Source organism: Vibrio sp. V30_P3S12P165, assembly GCF_009904905.1.
GTDB lineage: Bacteria > Pseudomonadota > Gammaproteobacteria > Enterobacterales > Vibrionaceae > Vibrio > Vibrio fujianensis.
This window is the reverse complement of sequence record NZ_WXWH01000023.1, coordinates 1-17,150: the sequence shown is the minus strand read 5'-3', so window position 1 is coordinate 17,150 and position 17,150 is coordinate 1. Positions and strand designations below refer to the sequence as shown.

The 17,150-nt window shown below is 42.8% G+C and carries 11 protein-coding genes; 6 read left to right on the top strand and 5 right to left on the bottom strand.

Annotated features, from left to right (window positions below; translation table 11 throughout):
- The first annotated feature begins 531 nt into the window (after positions 1 to 531).
- The 3 genes from CAG57_RS04925 to nspC all read left to right on the top strand — a co-directional run bounded on the left by CAG57_RS04925 (position 532) and on the right by nspC (position 5,973).
- Positions 532 to 3,417, top strand: a complete 2,886-nt coding sequence (locus CAG57_RS04925; protein WP_161427760.1) for a pyridoxal phosphate-dependent class III aminotransferase — start codon at positions 532 to 534, stop codon at positions 3,415 to 3,417.
- A 14-nt stretch (positions 3,418 to 3,431) separates the two neighbouring features.
- Positions 3,432 to 4,676, top strand: coding sequence for a carboxynorspermidine synthase (locus CAG57_RS04920; RefSeq protein WP_161427761.1), 1,245 nt, complete (start codon positions 3,432 to 3,434; stop codon positions 4,674 to 4,676).
- A 166-nt stretch (positions 4,677 to 4,842) separates the two neighbouring features.
- Positions 4,843 to 5,973 (top strand): carboxynorspermidine decarboxylase, encoded by a 1,131-nt coding sequence (gene nspC / locus CAG57_RS04915; RefSeq protein WP_161427762.1) that lies wholly within the window; start codon positions 4,843 to 4,845, stop codon positions 5,971 to 5,973.
- 129 nt (positions 5,974 to 6,102) lie between these two features.
- Here the strand turns inward: nspC and CAG57_RS04910 are convergent, their stop codons facing one another.
- A complete protein-coding gene (locus tag CAG57_RS04910) occupies positions 6,103 to 6,615 on the bottom strand; it encodes a glycine cleavage system protein R (protein WP_099611167.1) in 513 nt (170 codons plus the stop codon).
- 324 nt (positions 6,616 to 6,939) lie between these two features.
- Between CAG57_RS04910 and CAG57_RS04905 the strand changes: the two genes are divergently transcribed.
- Together CAG57_RS04905 and CAG57_RS04900 are read left to right on the top strand one after the other, a co-directional pair.
- The gene (locus tag CAG57_RS04905; protein ID WP_161427763.1) at positions 6,940 to 8,187 is read left to right on the top strand and encodes a CinA family nicotinamide mononucleotide deamidase-related protein; all 1,248 of its coding nucleotides are present in this window, start codon (positions 6,940 to 6,942) and stop codon (positions 8,185 to 8,187) included.
- Positions 8,188 to 8,414: 227 nt separating this feature from the next.
- Entirely contained in the window at positions 8,415 to 8,687 is a 273-nt protein-coding gene (locus CAG57_RS04900) for a 30S ribosomal protein S6 modification protein (RefSeq protein WP_099611169.1), read from the top strand.
- Positions 8,688 to 8,692: 5 nt separating this feature from the next.
- On the opposite strand, the gene yfaE is transcribed toward CAG57_RS04900, so the two are convergent.
- The 4 genes from yfaE to ubiG form a co-directional block, all read right to left on the bottom strand.
- Positions 8,693 to 8,971, bottom strand: a complete 279-nt coding sequence (gene yfaE, locus CAG57_RS04895; RefSeq protein ID WP_099611170.1) for a class I ribonucleotide reductase maintenance protein YfaE — start codon at positions 8,969 to 8,971, stop codon at positions 8,693 to 8,695.
- Positions 8,971 to 10,104, bottom strand: coding sequence for a class Ia ribonucleoside-diphosphate reductase subunit beta (gene nrdB, locus CAG57_RS04890; RefSeq protein WP_099611171.1), 1,134 nt, complete (start codon positions 10,102 to 10,104; stop codon positions 8,971 to 8,973). The genes yfaE and nrdB overlap by 1 nt, the downstream gene beginning before the upstream one ends.
- Positions 10,105 to 10,221: 117 nt before the next feature.
- Positions 10,222 to 12,504: a class 1a ribonucleoside-diphosphate reductase subunit alpha gene (gene nrdA, locus CAG57_RS04885; RefSeq protein WP_161426831.1), complete on the bottom strand. Its 2,283-nt coding sequence runs from the start codon at positions 12,502 to 12,504 to the stop codon at positions 10,222 to 10,224.
- A gap of 429 nt (positions 12,505 to 12,933) precedes the next feature.
- Positions 12,934 to 13,644 (bottom strand): bifunctional 2-polyprenyl-6-hydroxyphenol methylase/3-demethylubiquinol 3-O-methyltransferase UbiG, encoded by a 711-nt coding sequence (gene ubiG, locus CAG57_RS04880; RefSeq protein WP_099611173.1) that lies wholly within the window; start codon positions 13,642 to 13,644, stop codon positions 12,934 to 12,936.
- Positions 13,645 to 13,997: 353 nt separating this feature from the next.
- Between ubiG and gyrA the strand changes: the two genes are divergently transcribed.
- Positions 13,998 to 16,694, top strand: a complete 2,697-nt coding sequence (gene gyrA, locus CAG57_RS04875; protein ID WP_099611174.1) for a DNA topoisomerase (ATP-hydrolyzing) subunit A — start codon at positions 13,998 to 14,000, stop codon at positions 16,692 to 16,694.
- The last annotated feature ends 456 nt before the right edge of the window (positions 16,695 to 17,150 follow it).

The following is a 17,150-nucleotide window of genomic DNA, read 5'->3' as shown; positions in this document are numbered from 1 at the left end:
TATGATAAATAATCAAGCCGATATGCTCTGGTTTTGATAAAAAATCAAGATCTTTAATTCATCATCAAGCGTTATGAATTGAGAGATGATCTTAATAAATTATCGATGAAAGTCGTTGCGAATATCGCCAGTTATATGTTAACGTCCGCAACAATCTCGGACGATGATTCTGGGGGATACGCGTAGTGACCATTCAAGCTGATTGTGACACTACGTAGGGTAGGTATCAGTAAATCCTTTTACTGATAGACGGGATACTATTGCTGTAAAAACAGCATGTTAATGGGAAACCCAACATTGAACTTACTTAACTTACACACATTAATAATCAGCTTTGTGCTTCCTCTATGCCCTGTTTATCAAGACAGTAGCATAACCGAACCTTGATTCTCTGTTTTAGTCATTGGCCATTGTTAATGGGCCAGATTCCGAATGTATCTTTTCAGTGCATTGGGAGGTTCACTATTTGTCATTTTTTCTCGAATAGTCATCGAGAAAGGACAAAACTTTAACTATTTCAAGGGAACGAAGATGAGCACAGCCTTTGAAGTCGATAACGTTATCGCAACCTGTTTTTCCAACCAAGTACCAATACTCGATGGTCTTTATGATCTAACGCCTGATCAAGTGTTGCTTGATCAAGCTGAACACGAATCCGCGGTACGTTCTTATCCACGTCGCTTACCGATTGCGATTAAACAAGCTTTTGGTTGTTTAGTGGAAGATACTCGTGGACAGCTTTTCCTCGATTGTTTAGCTGGCGCAGGAACCCTTGCGTTAGGTTATAACCATCCTGAAATCAATCAAGCGTTGAAAGACCAGCTAGACTCTGGCTTGCCTTATCAAACCTTGGATATAGCGACTGCGGCAAAAACCCATTTTATTAAAACAGTGAAAGGATTTTTACCGACAGAACTTGCTGAACAGTGTGTCATTCAGTTTTGTGGGCCATCAGGTGCGGACGCGGTTGAAGCGGCGATTAAGCTTGCCAAACAAACGACTGGTCGTAATACCATGTTTGCGTTTCGTGGCGCTTACCATGGGATGACTAATGGGACGATGGGCATGATGGGCAACCTAAATACCAAGGCACGTCGTACCGGTTTAATGTCCGATGTACATTTTATGCCCTTCCCATATAGCCTGCGTTGTCCGTTTGGTCTCGGTGGTGATGAAGGTGCCAAAGCCAGTATTCGTTACATCGAGCGATTATTAAATGATGATGAAGCTGGGATCATGAAACCCGCTGCCATTATTGTTGAGCCCGTGCAAGGCGAAGGTGGGGTTATCCCAGCGCCAGCATTTTGGTTGCGTGAGTTGCGCCGTATCTGTGATGAACATGGCATTTTACTGATTTTCGATGAGATTCAGTGTGGGGTTGGTAAATCCGGTTATCACTTCGCCTTTGAAGAATCAGGCATCAATCCTGATGTACTTTGTTTATCAAAAGCGATTGGCGGTGGTTTACCCATGTCCATTTTGGTGATCAACAAACAGCACGACACTTGGCGTCCAGGTGAACATACGGGGACTTTCCGCGGTAACCAATTAGCAATGATCTCTGGGGCTAAAGCACTAGAAATTATTGTTCGCGATAATTTGGTGGAGCATGCCAATATTGCGGGGCAATATTTACGCATGGGCTTAGAAAACATTCAACGTCGTGTGAATTGTATTGCCGAGGTTCGTGGTAAAGGTCTGATGCTTGGCTTAGAAATTCAAGACCCAAGTGGTGAGCTGAATAAATTTGGCGAGCCTATACCGGCACCGCAATTAACGCTGGCGATTCAACGCGCAGCACTAGAGCGCGGCCTAATTGTTGAGAAAGGCGGACGTGATGGTTCGGTGATTCGTTTCTTACCACCATTGATCATCTCTTTCGAGCAAATTGATTTTGCTTTACGGACTTTAGAACAAGCGATACTTGCTGCTGGCGGTGGCTTGAAAGAACCAGAAGCATCAAACCAACAATGGAAAAAACACTTTATCCATACCGGACATTTAGGCAGCCAAGAATTTGCTCAAGTAATGAATCACACCACAGCAGCAATGAAAGCGGTATTTGAGCAGGTTAATGCTCCTTACTCAGGTGTGGAACCAAAGCTGCTTGAAAATGCGATTAACGCGGTTGATCTGGATAATAAAAATGCCTCTTTGCGCGATGTGATTTCGGACACCGCAGAGCTGATCGCTAAAAACTCGATCATTGTTCAACATCCAGATTGTATTGCTCATTTGCACACTCCGCCATTGATGCCATCGGTGGTGGCTGAGGCGATCATCGCTTCACTCAATCAATCCATGGATTCTTGGGATCAGTCCTCTGCGGCTACTTTTGTTGAACAGAAAGTGGTGGATTGGATGTGTGATAAATACCAGTTAGGTGCTCAAGCGGACGGTATTTTCACCAGTGGTGGCACGCAAAGTAACCAAATGGGTTTGCTGTTAGCCCGTGATTGGATTGCCGATAAATTAAGTGGCCATTCAATTCAAAAGCTTGGCCTACCAGACTATGCCGATAAGCTGCGGATTGTGTGTTCGAAAAAATCGCACTTCACGGTGCAAAAATCTGCATCTTGGATGGGCTTAGGCGAAAAAGCCATTCTTGCTGTGGATGCACTGCCTAATGGCACGATGGACGTCACTCAGCTAGACGCTGTGATACACCAAGCAAAAGCGGATGGTTTAATACCTTTTGCTATTGTCGGCACCGCTGGAACAACCGATCACGGTGCCATTGATGATTTAGTGGCGATTGCTGATGTCGCTCAGCAATATGATTTATGGATGCATGTCGACAGTGCTTACGGTGGTGCGCTGATTTTGAGTAGTCATAAACAGCGTTTACAGGGCATTGAGCGCGCTCACTCAGTCAGTGTTGATTTTCATAAGTTATTTTTCCAAACCATCAGCTGTGGCGCATTATTACTCAAAGACAAGCACAACTTTAAGTATCTGCTTCATCATGCGGATTACTTAAACCGTGAACACGATACTTTACCAAACTTGGTTGATAAATCGATTGCGACCACCAAACGTTTTGATGCTTTAAAAGTGTTTATGACTATGCAAAACGTGGGCCCACAACAAATGGGTGCCATGTATGATCACTTGCTTGAGCAAACTCAACAAGTGGCTCAGTTAGTTCGTCAGCATGACGCTTTTGAACTGTTAGCTGAACCTTGTTTATCTACCGTGTTGTTCCGCGCGGTAAACACACAAGCGTCTGATTTAGAAGAACTGAATAAAACCGTTCGTCTTCAGGCCTTGGTACGCGGTATCGCTGTACTTGGCGAAACCATAGTGGATGGCAAAACAGCTTTGAAATTCACAATCTTGAACCCATGCTTAAAGATTTCAGATTTTGAATCTTTACTGGCTAAAATTGAAACTCTAGCGGTTGAGCTAGCGAAATAAAGGTAACGGATACTATGTCAATTCTACAGATTGGTGCGGGCGGTGTTGGTTGGGTAGTTGCTCATAAAGCAGCACAAAACAATGACGTACTGGGTGATATTACCATTGCTTCTCGTTCTATTGGGAAGTGTGAGAAGATCATTGAATCCATTAAAGGTAAAAACAACCTTAAAGATTCGACTAAGAAGCTAGAAGCTCGCGCAGTGGATGCTGATGATGTTGCAGCTTTGGTGGCACTGATTAATGAAGTAAAACCAGATTTAGTGATTAATGCAGGCCCTCCTTGGGTTAACGTCACAATTATGGAAGCTTGCTACCAAGCGAAGGTCTCTTATTTAGATACTTCGGTTGCGGTTGACTTATGCACAGAAGGCCAACAAGTACCTGAAGCATATGATCCACAATGGGCGTTTCGCGATAAATTTAAGCAAGCGGGCATTACTGGTATTTTGAGTGCAGGTTTTGATCCTGGTGTGGTGAGTGTGTTTGCCGCTTATGCCGCCAAACATTTATTCGATGAAATTGATACCATCGACGTGTTAGATATTAACGCAGGCGATCACGGTAAAAAATTCGCCACCAACTTTGATCCAGAAACTAACTTACTGGAAATTCAGGGTGATTCTTTCTATTGGGAAGACGGCCAGTGGAAAAGCGTTCCTTGTCATACCCGTATGTTGGAGTTCGATTTCCCTAACTGCGGTAACTTTAAAGTCTATTCAATGTCTCATGATGAGATTCGTTCGCTGCAAGAATTTATTCCAGCTAAGCGCATAGAATTCTGGATGGGCTTTGGCGACCGTTACCTAAATTACTTTAACGTAATGAAAGATATTGGTTTATTGAACCCAGAGCCATTAACTTTGCATGATGGAACGGTAGTAAAACCACTGCAAGTATTGAAAGCTATGTTACCGGATCCAACGTCACTCGCTCCGGGCTATACCGGATTGACCTGTATTGGTACTTGGGTTCAAGGTAGAAAAGACGGCAAAGAACGTAGTGTCTTTATCTATAATAACGCTGATCACCAAGTGGCTTATAAGGATGTTGAGCATCAGGCGATTGCTTATACCACTGGCGTACCAGCAATTACTGCAGCGCTGCAGTTTTTCCGTGGTGAGTGGGCACAAGCGGGTGTGTTCAATGTCGAGCAGCTGAACCCAGATCCATTCCTAGAAACCATGCCATCGATTGGTTTGGATTGGGATGTGATTGAACTTGAGCCAGGCCAGCCTGATATTAAAATTCTCAACTAATCATCACTGAGAGCATTCTAGCATTGATGGCTTAGGTGTCGATGCTGGAAATGTCAGACAAATATCACATGTTTAAAACAGCGGCTACTCAGTAGCGGCTGTTTTTGTCCTTTATAGGATACTTCCAGCGATTTTAATCACTGGGTATAAACAGGAATAGAATCAGATGCAAAAAAATGACTTAAGTACCCCTTATTTCATGATTGATGAAGCCAAATTGATCGCTAATTTGGAAATCGCTAAACGTTTAAAAGAACGTTCAGGTGTTAAATTAGTGCTCGCATTGAAATGTTTTTCAACTTGGGGCGTGTTTGACATCATTAAGCCTTACCTTGATGGAACCACCAGCTCGGGCCCGTTTGAAGTCAAGCTAGGTTATGAGAAATTTGGTGGCGAGACACACGCTTACAGTGTTGGTTACAGTGAGCATGATGTAAAAGAAGTCGCTGATATTTGCGACAAGGTGATCTTTAACTCCCAGTCTCAGCTTGCTGCTTATCGTCACTTGGTAGAAGGTAAGGCATCACTAGGTTTACGTTTAAATCCGGGAGTGAGTTATGCGGGGCAAGACTTAGCCAACCCGGCTCGTAAATTTTCTCGTCTCGGAGTACAGTTTGATAAGTTAGATACCAGCGTTTTCGACTCTATCAATGGTGTGATGTTCCACATGAACTGTGAGAACAAGGATGTGGACGCATTTATTGTGCTGCTTGATGCGATTTCTGACAAGTTTGGTGCTTATCTTGATAAGCTCGATTGGGTAAGCTTAGGTGGCGGTGTCTTCTTTACTTGGCCGGGCTACGATGTAGATAAACTCGCCGATGCGCTGAAAGCTTTTGCTGATAAGCACAAGGTTCAGTTGTATCTTGAACCAGGTGAAGCGATCATCACTCAAACCACAGATTTAGTCGTCACCGTAGTTGATATTGTAGATAACGAAATGCAAACCGCGATTGTTGATTCTGCAACGGAAGCGCACCGCCTTGATACCTTGATTTATCAAGAGCCTGCATCTGTTCGTGAAGCAGCGGCACAAGGTGAATATGAATATGTGATTGGTTCTTGCTCTTGTCTTGCTGGCGATCAATTCTGCGTGGCTAAATTTGCTGAGCCATTACAGATAGGCCAAAAACTGCATATTATGGACAGCGCCGGTTATACCATGGTCAAGCTAAACTGGTTTAATGGTCTAAAAATGCCGTCAGTCTACTGTGAGTGCCGTGATGGACAAATCATCAAGTTAAATGAGTTTGGTTATCAAGACTTTAAACGCTCTTTGTCTCAATGGTCAGTTTAATTGTTTTTCCAGCCATGTATTGTCGATTGACAGCGAGTAACTTCTCGCTGTTGTGACAAAGAGTAAGGGAGGCACAAGCCTCCCTTTATTGATCGATCTAATAATTGATTAAGTTAGGTGCTGGTTAGATTAAGACTCGAGCATGACTCGAGTATCTTCACTGAGCGCTTCCAGCTCTTTAATGACATCTTCAATCTGGATTTCTGCTGGCAAGCGAATGGCCATCATCGCACTAAATAAACTTGAGCTTACTCCACCACCACCCGCTAAAAAGACTCGCTGACAATCCATATCTAAAATGCCAATGCCTTGACCATCCAGTAAATGAGTGATTTCATTGACGATACCAAAGCGATCATTTGCATCAAGACGAACTTGGTAAATCGCTTCTTCCTGATTAGCGCTGGCTTCACAATCGACAATTTGCACCAGCAGATCCGGATGTGATTGAAATGCTTCTTTAACGATGGAGGCTTTATCAAGCGGCATCTCGACTTTAATCACGGCTGCAACTTGGTTGTCAATAAAATTTACTTTGCTAATTAGCCACTTACCGTCATTCTCATGGGTAATGGCGGCAAGCTGTTTAATTGTGGCAGCGGTCGCTGTACCCACGAAGTTAACAATAAAAGTACAATTCATAACGGCCTCCAGAACATTACCTAACAAATCCTATACCACTGAGTGTAGGTGTTTCTTGTTAATAAAGCTTGATGTGGGTCAATTTTTACAAGAGGTATGAAGACAAAGATGCGATAATTGTACTTTACGCACAAAAGAGAGCCATTCTTTGAGCAATAGAAGGATTGAGGTCTAAATCAACGCGAAAAATTTATCCTCAGGAAGGGTTGTGGTCATGTTATTTAGTTAACAATAGTCGCAGATTCGAAGGATATTTAGGTATACTGAGTCGTAAAAGAGTGGTGGAGAGTGAAACTCCTTCACCAATAGAAATAAGGGTTAATTATGCTCAAAATAGCAATGCTAAGTACAGGTGAAGAGGTTCTACACGGTGATATCCTGGATACGAATGCGGCTTGGCTTTCTCGTCTCTTTTTTGACAATGGGTTTAGTCTTCACAAGCGTTCCACCGTTGGTGATAGCCAAGCAATATTAACGGAAGAGTTATTGATGCTCAGTTTTAATAACGATGTGGTGATTGTGAATGGCGGTTTAGGGCCAACGAGCGACGATCTTAGTGCTGCGGCTGCAGCACAAGCGGCAGAACAGGCTTTGGTGCTCTTTCCTGAGTGGTTAACGAAGTTAGAAGCTTTTTTTGCTCATCGACAAAAAACTATGCCAGAGAGCAATATTAAACAAGCAATGTTGCCAGAAAAAGCGACTATTTTAGATAACCCAATTGGTACCGCTTGTGGATTTAAAATGCAGATTAACGATTGTTGGTTCTATTTTACGCCTGGCGTGCCAAAAGAATTTATACGCATGGTTAATGAGCAAATTTTGCCTGATCTAAAACAACAGTTTCCTCAGCAGGTTGGGCTTGAATGCAGTAAATTATATACTTTTGGCAGCTCAGAATCTGGCTTATCCGATCAGTTAGATAAACTTCAGTTACCTGAAGGGTATACCTTGGGTTATCGTTCATATTTACCCTTTATTGAAGTGAAATTATTTGGCCCTCGACATGATTTGACTAAGCGTATCAAGTTAATGCAAATCATCCATTCTTTGATTGAACCTTACGTTGTTAGCATTGATCAACCGATGCTCGAGCATCTGGGGCATTTAATGTCTGATAAAGGGCTGTCCTTATCGATTGCCGAACAAGCAACCAAAGGTTGGTTGTCACAGTGGTTGTTAAGCAATGCTCAGATTGATCAACTGAGCGGTCATAGCTGGATATTAAGCCATCAGGTTGCTTCTGAGCTTGTAGAGAAAGAACCGTTAGCGGCTATTTTTGCTTTGGCGGGAGCGACGAAAGATAAATGTGCAACGGATCTTGCACTCGTGACCGGGCCTTTGCATCAAGATACGTTTTGCGTTGCATTATCAACGCCACAAGGTGAGTGGGGGCAGCAATTAACTTTTAATCGAACTTATTCGTTGTCTGAGCAAAGAGAGTTGATTGGTACTATTGCGGGGGATATGTTACGTCGCTATCTTTCTGGAAAAACGGTGTTTACCCAATACGGTTCAGTGTCGGTGATAAAAGAAATGCACCTACCCGCTCAGTTATTAAGCATATCATCATAAACCATCACAGGGTTGAGCAACATAACCGAATGAAAGATAACCTTATTACTTGAATTTATGGTATTGCATAGCGTCTATGCATAATCAGTCTAAACGGTAACTGCCTGATTCATTGAGAGTGTTGTTGAACTGATACAATTGATTGCCACGAGATTATTATTTGTTTGTAAACTTAACCTTGTTTATCCATCAAACATCGGCTTGAATCATTTCGGCAGGAGGCTGTGATGTTCCATCAATCAAAAATTATCGTGTGGTATAAAATTGCTAGTCAAAAAATAATATTAGGTGAAGTGTTGGTCAATCAATCCCAAGATATGACTTCGTTGTGGCGGCGTGCACCATCGGAAGACCCACTCAAGCTGGGTTATGGCTATCAATTGTCCTTGTTTGATGATGACGGGAGAGAGGTCGCAAATAAATCGGTATCAGTGACGACTGCAGATCGTTTACTGTTTGGGACAAACAAGCCAGAATGTCGCTCTGGCTTGTTAAAATAGATAGATTAAGCGCGCTTAGCTTTCGGGAAGTATTTCACATCTTCCAATTCAAGCGCGCTTTTTGCTTTGCAGATACAAGGTAAAATTTCGTTGCCTTGTGTGTAAGCCATGGCAAAACCAACATACTCCACTTCACCAGAAATTAAACGGCAACGACAAGCACCACAGTGGCCATCTCGACAGTTATACTCTGGCAGTAACCCGGCATTTTCCATACTTTCCAGTAAGGTGTTCGTTGGGTTCGATTCAATCGTTAATATTTTGTTGATCGTGAGGCTGGTCATTACAGTTCGAAGCCCTCAAAATCATCAGCTTTCACTTCATTATCAATTTGACCAACTAAGTAAGAGCTGATTTCTGCTTCTTGTGGTGCTACTTGAACATTGTCAGAAGATAGCCACGCATTAATCCAAGGAATCGGGTTACTGGTTGCTTTTGGATAAGCAGGTTCTAAACCAACGGCTTGCATGCGGATATTAGTAATGTATTCAACATATTGGCATAATATATCGCGGTTTAAACCGATCATTGAACCATCTTTAAATAAATACGCAGCCCACTCTTTTTCTTGTTCGGCGGCTTCTTTAAACAGATCAAAGCATTGTTGTTTACATTCTTCTGCAATTTGCAAGAATGAAAAATCATCAATCCCATTACGCAGTAAATTGATCATGTGCTGAGTGCCAGTGAGATGCAGTGCTTCATCACGAGCGATTAACTTGATAATTTTTGCATTTCCTTCCATTAGCTCACGCTCAGCAAAAGCAAATGAACAAGCAAAGCTAACATAAAAGCGAATCGCTTCTAGTGCATTGACCGACATAAGGCATAGGTAAAGCTTTTTCTTTAGTTCCAGAAGGCTAATATTGACTGTCTCACCATTCAGTTGGTGAGAACCCTCGCCCAAACGATGGTAATCGTTGGTGTATTGGATTAAGTCATCATAATAGTGGGCAATATCCTTTGCTCGCTTGAGAATGTGTTCATTTTCAACAATATCGTCAAAGACAACCGCAGGATCATTCACAATGTTTCGAATGATATGTGTGTATGAGCGAGAGTGGATCGTTTCAGAAAATGACCAGGTTTCGATCCAAGTCTCTAATTCTGGTAGTGAAACCAAAGGCAGTAATGCAACGTTTGGGCTACGGCCTTGGATCGAATCGAGTAGAGTTTGGTATTTAAGGTTGGAAATGAAAATATGCTTTTCATGTTCAGGTAACTTCCCGTAATCGATACGATCACTAGAGACATCAACTTCTTCTGGTCGCCAGAAAAAGCTTAATTGTTTTTCAATCAGTTTTTCGAAAATTTCATATTTTTGCTGATCGTAGCGAGCGACATTAACCGATTGACCAAGAAACATAGGTTCTTTGAGTTGGTTATTTTTTTTCTGGGTAAACGTACTGTAAGCCATAGTGTTTCATCCGTTTCACCTCTTATTATTGCAAGAGGTATACAAATCATCAGTGAATAACGTTTGTTCTCGCTCACTTGTACGAGTGTACAAAGTGAGCTGAAGAGAACGACAAAGTTAGATCTTACATCCGCCGCCAGCACAATCATCATCTTGTGGCTGAACAGCATCTTTTTGATCGTCTTTCGCACCATCACGGGTGTTATGGTAGTAAAGCGTTTTTACCCCAAACTTGTACGCAGTGAGTAAGTCTTGCAATAACTTCTTCATTGGCACTTTACCTGAGTCATATTGACTTGGGTCGTAGTTAGTGTTGGCAGAAATCGCTTGGTCAACAAATTTTTGCATGATACCGACTAGGTGCAAATAACCCTCATTTGAGCCGATATTCCATAATAACTCATAGTTCTCTTTGAGTTTGATAAACTCAGGTACCACCTGCTTTAAAATACCATCTTTAGAGGCTTTGACCGATACATAACCACGTGGTGGCTCAATACCATTGGTCGCGTTAGAAATTTGCGATGAGGTTTCAGATGGCATTAAAGCGGTCAAGGTTGAGTTACGTAGACCAAACTCCATGATGTCGTGACGCAGAGTATCCCAATCGTAATGCAGATCTTCACGACAAATAAGATCAATATCTTTCTTATAGGTATCGATGGGGAGCAAGCCTTTAGCATAGTTTGTTTCATTGAACGCAGGGCATCTTCCTTGTTCTTTGGCAAGGTTTACCGATGCTTTAAGCAGATAATACTGCATTGCTTCAAAGGTACGATGCGTCAATCCATTCGCGCTGCCATCGGAATATTTCACACCGTGTTTTGCCAAGTAGTAAGCGTAGTTGATGACACCCACGCCCAACGTTCGGCGATTCATGGTGGATTTACGTGCCGCTGGAAGAGGGTAATCCTGATAATCGAGTAGAGCATCTAATGCACGCACCACCAATTCAGCTAACTCTTCGAAATCATCCAGTTTTTCTATTGCACCTAAGTTAAAGGCAGAAAGTGTGCAAAGCGCGATTTCACCGCTATCGTCTTCCACATTGGTCAACGGCTTAGTTGGCAACGCGATTTCTAAGCATAGGTTAGATTGGCGTACTGGTGCGATGCTGGCATCAAATGGGCTATGGGTATTACAGTGATCGACATTTTGAATGTAAATTCGACCAGTAGATGCACGCTCTTGCATTAAGAGCGAGAAAATTTCAATCGCTTTTACGCTGCGTTTTTTAATGTCCGGATCATTTTCATATTGAACATATAAACGTTCAAATTCATCTTGATCTTGGAAGAATGCGTCGTATAGACCAGGAACGTCGGAAGGTGAAAATAGGGTAATATTGCCACCTTCGACTAAACGCTTGTACATCAATTTATTCAGTTGGACGCCGTAATCCATATGGCGAACACGGTTTTCTTCCACTCCTCGGTTATTTTTCAGCACCAGCAGGGATTCAGCTTCACCATGCCAGAGAGGATAGAATACCGTGGCTGCACCACCGCGCACCCCACCTTGAGAACAACATTTAACCGCAGTTTGGAAGTATTTATAAAAAGGGATGCAACCGGTATGGAAAGCTTCTCCTCCACGAATTTCCGAGCCGAGTGCACGGATACGGCCAGCATTGATTCCAATACCCGCACGTTGAGAAACATAACGAACCACAGAGCTAGCAGTGGCATTGATTGAGTCTAAACTATCGCCACATTCAATGAGTACACATGAGCTGAACTGGCGGGTCGGGGTTCGGACTCCGGCCATGATTGGGGTTGGCAATGAAATTTTAAAGGTTGATGTCGCATCATAAAAACGTTGTATATAGTCTAGACGTGTGGCTTGCGGGTATTTTGCAAATAAACACGCGGCGACCAAGATGTATAAAAACTGGGCGCTTTCATAGATTTGACCGGTTACTCGGTTTTGTACGAAGTATTTACCTTCCAGCTGTTTGACGGCGGCATACGAAAAGTTGAGGTCACGGCGATGGTCGATAAACTCATTCATGATCGCGAATTCTGCTTCGCTATAATCTTTTAATAAGTGTCGATCGTATTTGCCTTTTTCTACCATCTTTGAAACGTGTTCAAAGAGTGTTGGCGGCTCGTATTGACCATAGGCTTTCTTGCGTAAGTGAAAGACGGCTAGGCGAGCTGCTAGATATTGATAATCCGGTGTTTCTTCAGAAATCAGATCCGCGGCTGATTTGATGATCGTTTCATGGATGTCAGAAGTGGTGATCCCATCATAGAACTGGATATGAGCACGCAGTTCAACTTGCGATACGGAGACATTTTCTAGGCCTTCAGCGGCCCAAGTCACCACGCGGTGGATCTTATCGAGGTTGATCGTTTCTTTGCGGCCATCACGCTTGGTGACAGTAAGTTGTTGGTTCATTCTGCTTTATTTCCCTAACAAAACTGATAAAAGCCGTGTTTTGGTGTGGTTTTTGTAAGTTTAACGTTGGCTTTGTTATCGAAGTCGCCCTACACCTAGTGTGAATAAACACTATATGTAGGGGTGTATCAGTGTTCGGGTAACAAGATAGTGCTATCAGAGGGGGAATGCAAGTCAGAGTTGCTGCATAATTTGTGGATAAGTTGGGCAAGAAAAATTTTCAGTTAGTAGCTACTTACCGACAATCAAACGGTAGAGTTAATAGTAAAAAATAATGGTTTGAATATTGGTTTTATACTCACCAGTTCAGAAAAAAAATCACTTGATCTTTTGCGATAAATTGACTTCAGATAAGAGACTCGAATGTTGACCACCTAAGTCTCTTGTTTTTATCTGAGCGGTGCTATTTTCTACGATACAATCATCAGATTATTTTAGATGTTGAGTATGAACGATGTAATTAACACCGACATGTTTACCCAATCGATAAGTATCGGTGAGCGGATTATACAATAGGCCGGTTATGCCTTGTTCTTGCAAGGTCGTTTGATCGACCATTTTAAGCAGTTCTGAGGGGCGAATGAATTTCGCATGATCATGAGTACCACGCGGGACAATTTTGAGTAACTGTTCGGCACCCACAATGGCAAATAAGTAAGACTGAATATTGCGATTAAGGGTGGAAAAGAAGACGTGTCCCCCCGGTTTGACAAGCAGAGCACAGGCACGTACGACAGAAAGCGGGTCAGGCACATGTTCCAGCATTTCCATACAGGTCACGACATCATAATGCTGAGGAAATTGTTGGGCATGATCTTCAATTGTACTCTGAATATAAGTCAGATCGGTTCCCGTTTCTAACGCGTGTAAACGGGCCACTTCAAGTGGTTCTTTACCCATATCTAACCCCGTCACGATCGCCCCTTCTTTGGCCATACTCTCCGCTAGAATACCGCCTCCGCATCCGACATCGAGTACGGTTTTGCCAAATAAACCATTGGCTTTTTGTAAAACATAATTAAGTCGCAATGGGTTTATTTGGTGTAAAGGCTTAAACTCTCCGTGTAAATCCCACCAACGTGAAGCCATCTCTTCAAATTTTTTAATTTCGCTGGGATCAACATTTTTTACTTGAGTCATGCTTATCATTGCCTGTGTTATACATCGAGAGATAGGATGGTATTATAACTAGCTTCGCTATTCATACCACACGTTATCGATGATTCATTAAATGTTGAACAAAAACTAACCACTTATCAGTCGGATATGGAATGAGTGTGTAATTTCTCAGCATTTTAGACCCAACAAGCGTCACAACCTGATAAAAGCGTGGGGAAAGTGATGCCGAACCCAGTCAACTTGTGTTATATTTTCCAACCTTATAAGTATCAATATGATCCGGGCGACAGATCGGTGATGTCTAGCTCTGTTTTGAGAGCAACATTGAATGTGGTCTGGATATACCGATCAAACTGTAGAGGGATAATGGCTCTATGAGCGATCTAGCTAAAGAGATCACGCCCGTAAACATCGAAGATGAGCTTCGAGGTTCTTACTTAGACTACGCGATGTCCGTTATCGTGGGTCGTGCTCTTCCTGATGTGCGTGATGGCCTAAAACCAGTTCACCGTCGTGTTTTGTTTGCGATGAATGTGCTGGGTAATGATTGGAATAAACCATATAAAAAATCTGCCCGTGTGGTAGGGGACGTAATCGGTAAATATCACCCACATGGTGATAGTGCGGTTTACGATACAATTGTGCGGATGGCACAGCCATTCTCACTCCGCTATATGTTAGTCGATGGCCAAGGTAACTTTGGTTCGATTGACGGTGACTCAGCGGCGGCCATGCGTTATACCGAAGTTCGTATGGCAAAAATGGCTCATGAACTTCTTGCGGATCTAGATAAAGAAACCGTGGATTTTGTGCCTAACTATGACGGTACCGAGCAAATTCCTGCGGTGTTACCGACTAAAATTCCTAACCTATTGGTTAATGGTTCATCAGGGATTGCGGTTGGTATGGCCACCAATATTCCTCCGCACAACTTGGGCGAAGTGATTGATGGCTGTTTGGCCTACATCAATAATGAAGATATCACGATTGATGAGCTTATGGAGTATATTCCTGGGCCAGATTTCCCAACAGCAGCATTAATCAGCGGCCGTAAAGGCATCGTTGATGCTTACAAAACTGGGCGCGGTAAAGTTTACATGCGTTCAAAAGCGGACATCGAAGCGGATAAACATGGTAAAGAAACCATTATTGTCACCGAAATTCCGTACCAAGTGAACAAAGCGCGTTTGATTGAAAAAATTGCTGATTTAGTCAAGGAGAAAAAGGTCGAAGGCATTAGTGCATTGCGTGATGAGTCTGATAAAGACGGAATGCGTATTGTGATTGAATGTCGCCGCGATGCGGTGGGTGAAGTGGTACTGAATAACCTGTACGCCAACACTCAACTGCAAACCACCTTTGGTATTAACATGGTGGCACTGGATAATGGTCAACCCAAACTTTTCAACCTAAAAGAAATGTTGAAATGTTTTGTTAACCACCGCCGTGAAGTGGTCACTCGCCGGACTATTTTTGAATTACGTAAAGCGCGTGAACGTGCGCATATTCTTGAAGGTCTGGCACTTGCATTAGCTAATATTGACGACATTATTGATTTAATTCGAAAAGCGCCCACCCCTGCTGAAGCAAAAGCGGGGTTAATTTCAAGAGGTTGGGAGCTTGGCCATGTTGCCGCGATGTTGGAACGTGCGGGAACTGATGCCGCTCGTCCTGAATGGCTTGAGCCTCAATACGGTATTCGTGATGGTCAGTATTTCTTAACTGAGCAGCAAGCTCAGGCGATTCTAGATTTGCGTCTACACCGTTTAACCGGATTAGAACACGAGAAAATCCTTGATGAATATAAAGCGCTGTTAGATGAAATCGCAGAGTTGATTCGTATTCTTTCTGATACCGAACGATTAATGGAAGTGATTCGTGAAGAATTACAACTAGCGAAAGCAAACTTTGGTGATGCTCGTCGTACCGAAATTACTGCAGCAACGCATGATATTGATATGGAAGAGCTGATCGCACGTGAAGATGTGGTGGTGACGCTTTCTCATGAAGGTTATGTGAAGTATCAATTACTCAGTGATTACGAAGCGCAACGCCGAGGCGGTAAAGGTAAGAGCGCAACTCGCATGAAAGATGAAGATTACATTGAACGTCTTTTAGTTGCTAACACGCATGATAATATTTTGTGCTTCTCCACTCGTGGTAAGACTTATCGCCTAAAAGTGTATCAATTACCATTGGCTAGCCGCACTGCTCGCGGTAAGCCGATTGTTAACTTACTGCCACTTGAAGAAAATGAGCGTATAACGGCTATCCTACCGGTAACGGAATTCAGTGAAGATAAATTTATCTTTATGGCCACTGGGGATGGTACGGTGAAGAAAACGTCATTAGACCAATTTGCTAATGTTCGGGCTAATGGTTTGATTGCCGTCAATCTACGTGATGATGATTCATTAATTGGCGTTGATATCACCGATGGTAATAATGAAATCATGCTGTTCTCAAAATTTGGTAAGGTGGTTCGCTTTAAAGAAGCTGAAGAAATACCGCTATTTGATGAGAATGGTCAACCGGTGCTTGATGAAAATGGTCAGCCAGAAATTAAGTTCAAAGGTGTCCGTCCTATGGGGCGTACCGCTTCGGGTGTCCGTGGTATGAAATTAGCTGATGGCGACCAAGTGGTTTCGTTGATTGTACCGAAAACAGCAGGTGATGTGCTCACCGTGACCGAAAATGGTTATGGTAAGCGTACCAGCTTGTCTGAATATCCGACTAAAGGTCGTGGTACTCAAGGCGTGGTTTCTATCAAAGTGTCTGAACGTAATGGTAGCGTTGTGGGTGCAGTTCAAGCTGAAGAAGGCGATGAATTCATGATGATCACCAACGCAGGCACTTTGGTGCGTACCCGCGTCGCTGAAGTGAGCCAAGTTGGCCGTAATACGCAAGGCGTTACTTTGATTCGTACTTCCGAAGATGAAAAAGTGGTTGGTTTACAACGTATCGAAGAAGTGGATGAAGCGGATTTACCTTCCGTACCAGAAGCAGAAGATATAATCGTTGATGCGAAGGATTCACCAGCTCACGATGGCGAGACGGATTTAGAAGAATAAATAGTATTTACATTATACTCAAACAACTTGGAGTTGCAGGTTGGCGGCAAGTGAGTGATAAATTTGTCTGGAACAAATTTGAACCGCCGCAGGCTGACCTTTGATGAGAGTCACGGATAGCTCTCATCATCCCCATGAGCATAGACAGGCTATGTGATTGGGGTGAAAGAACGTAGTCAACATCCTTACAGATTCAAGTAGGAAGGGTATATAAACAATAAAAACCGAGTGATAATAAGCTCGGTTTTTTTATATCTAAAGCTGCTGGCTATCGCTCGATCCATAATAAAAGGTTAACGGGGTATTTATAGCGAAGTACACGCTGTTGGAACAATATATTTAGATCGTTATCTCTTGATCTTTTTATCTACAAGATCATAAAAAGATCCCGATTATTTATAAAGACACCGATAATAATGATGATTAAACATTATTTATTCTTCTCCCGTATTATTG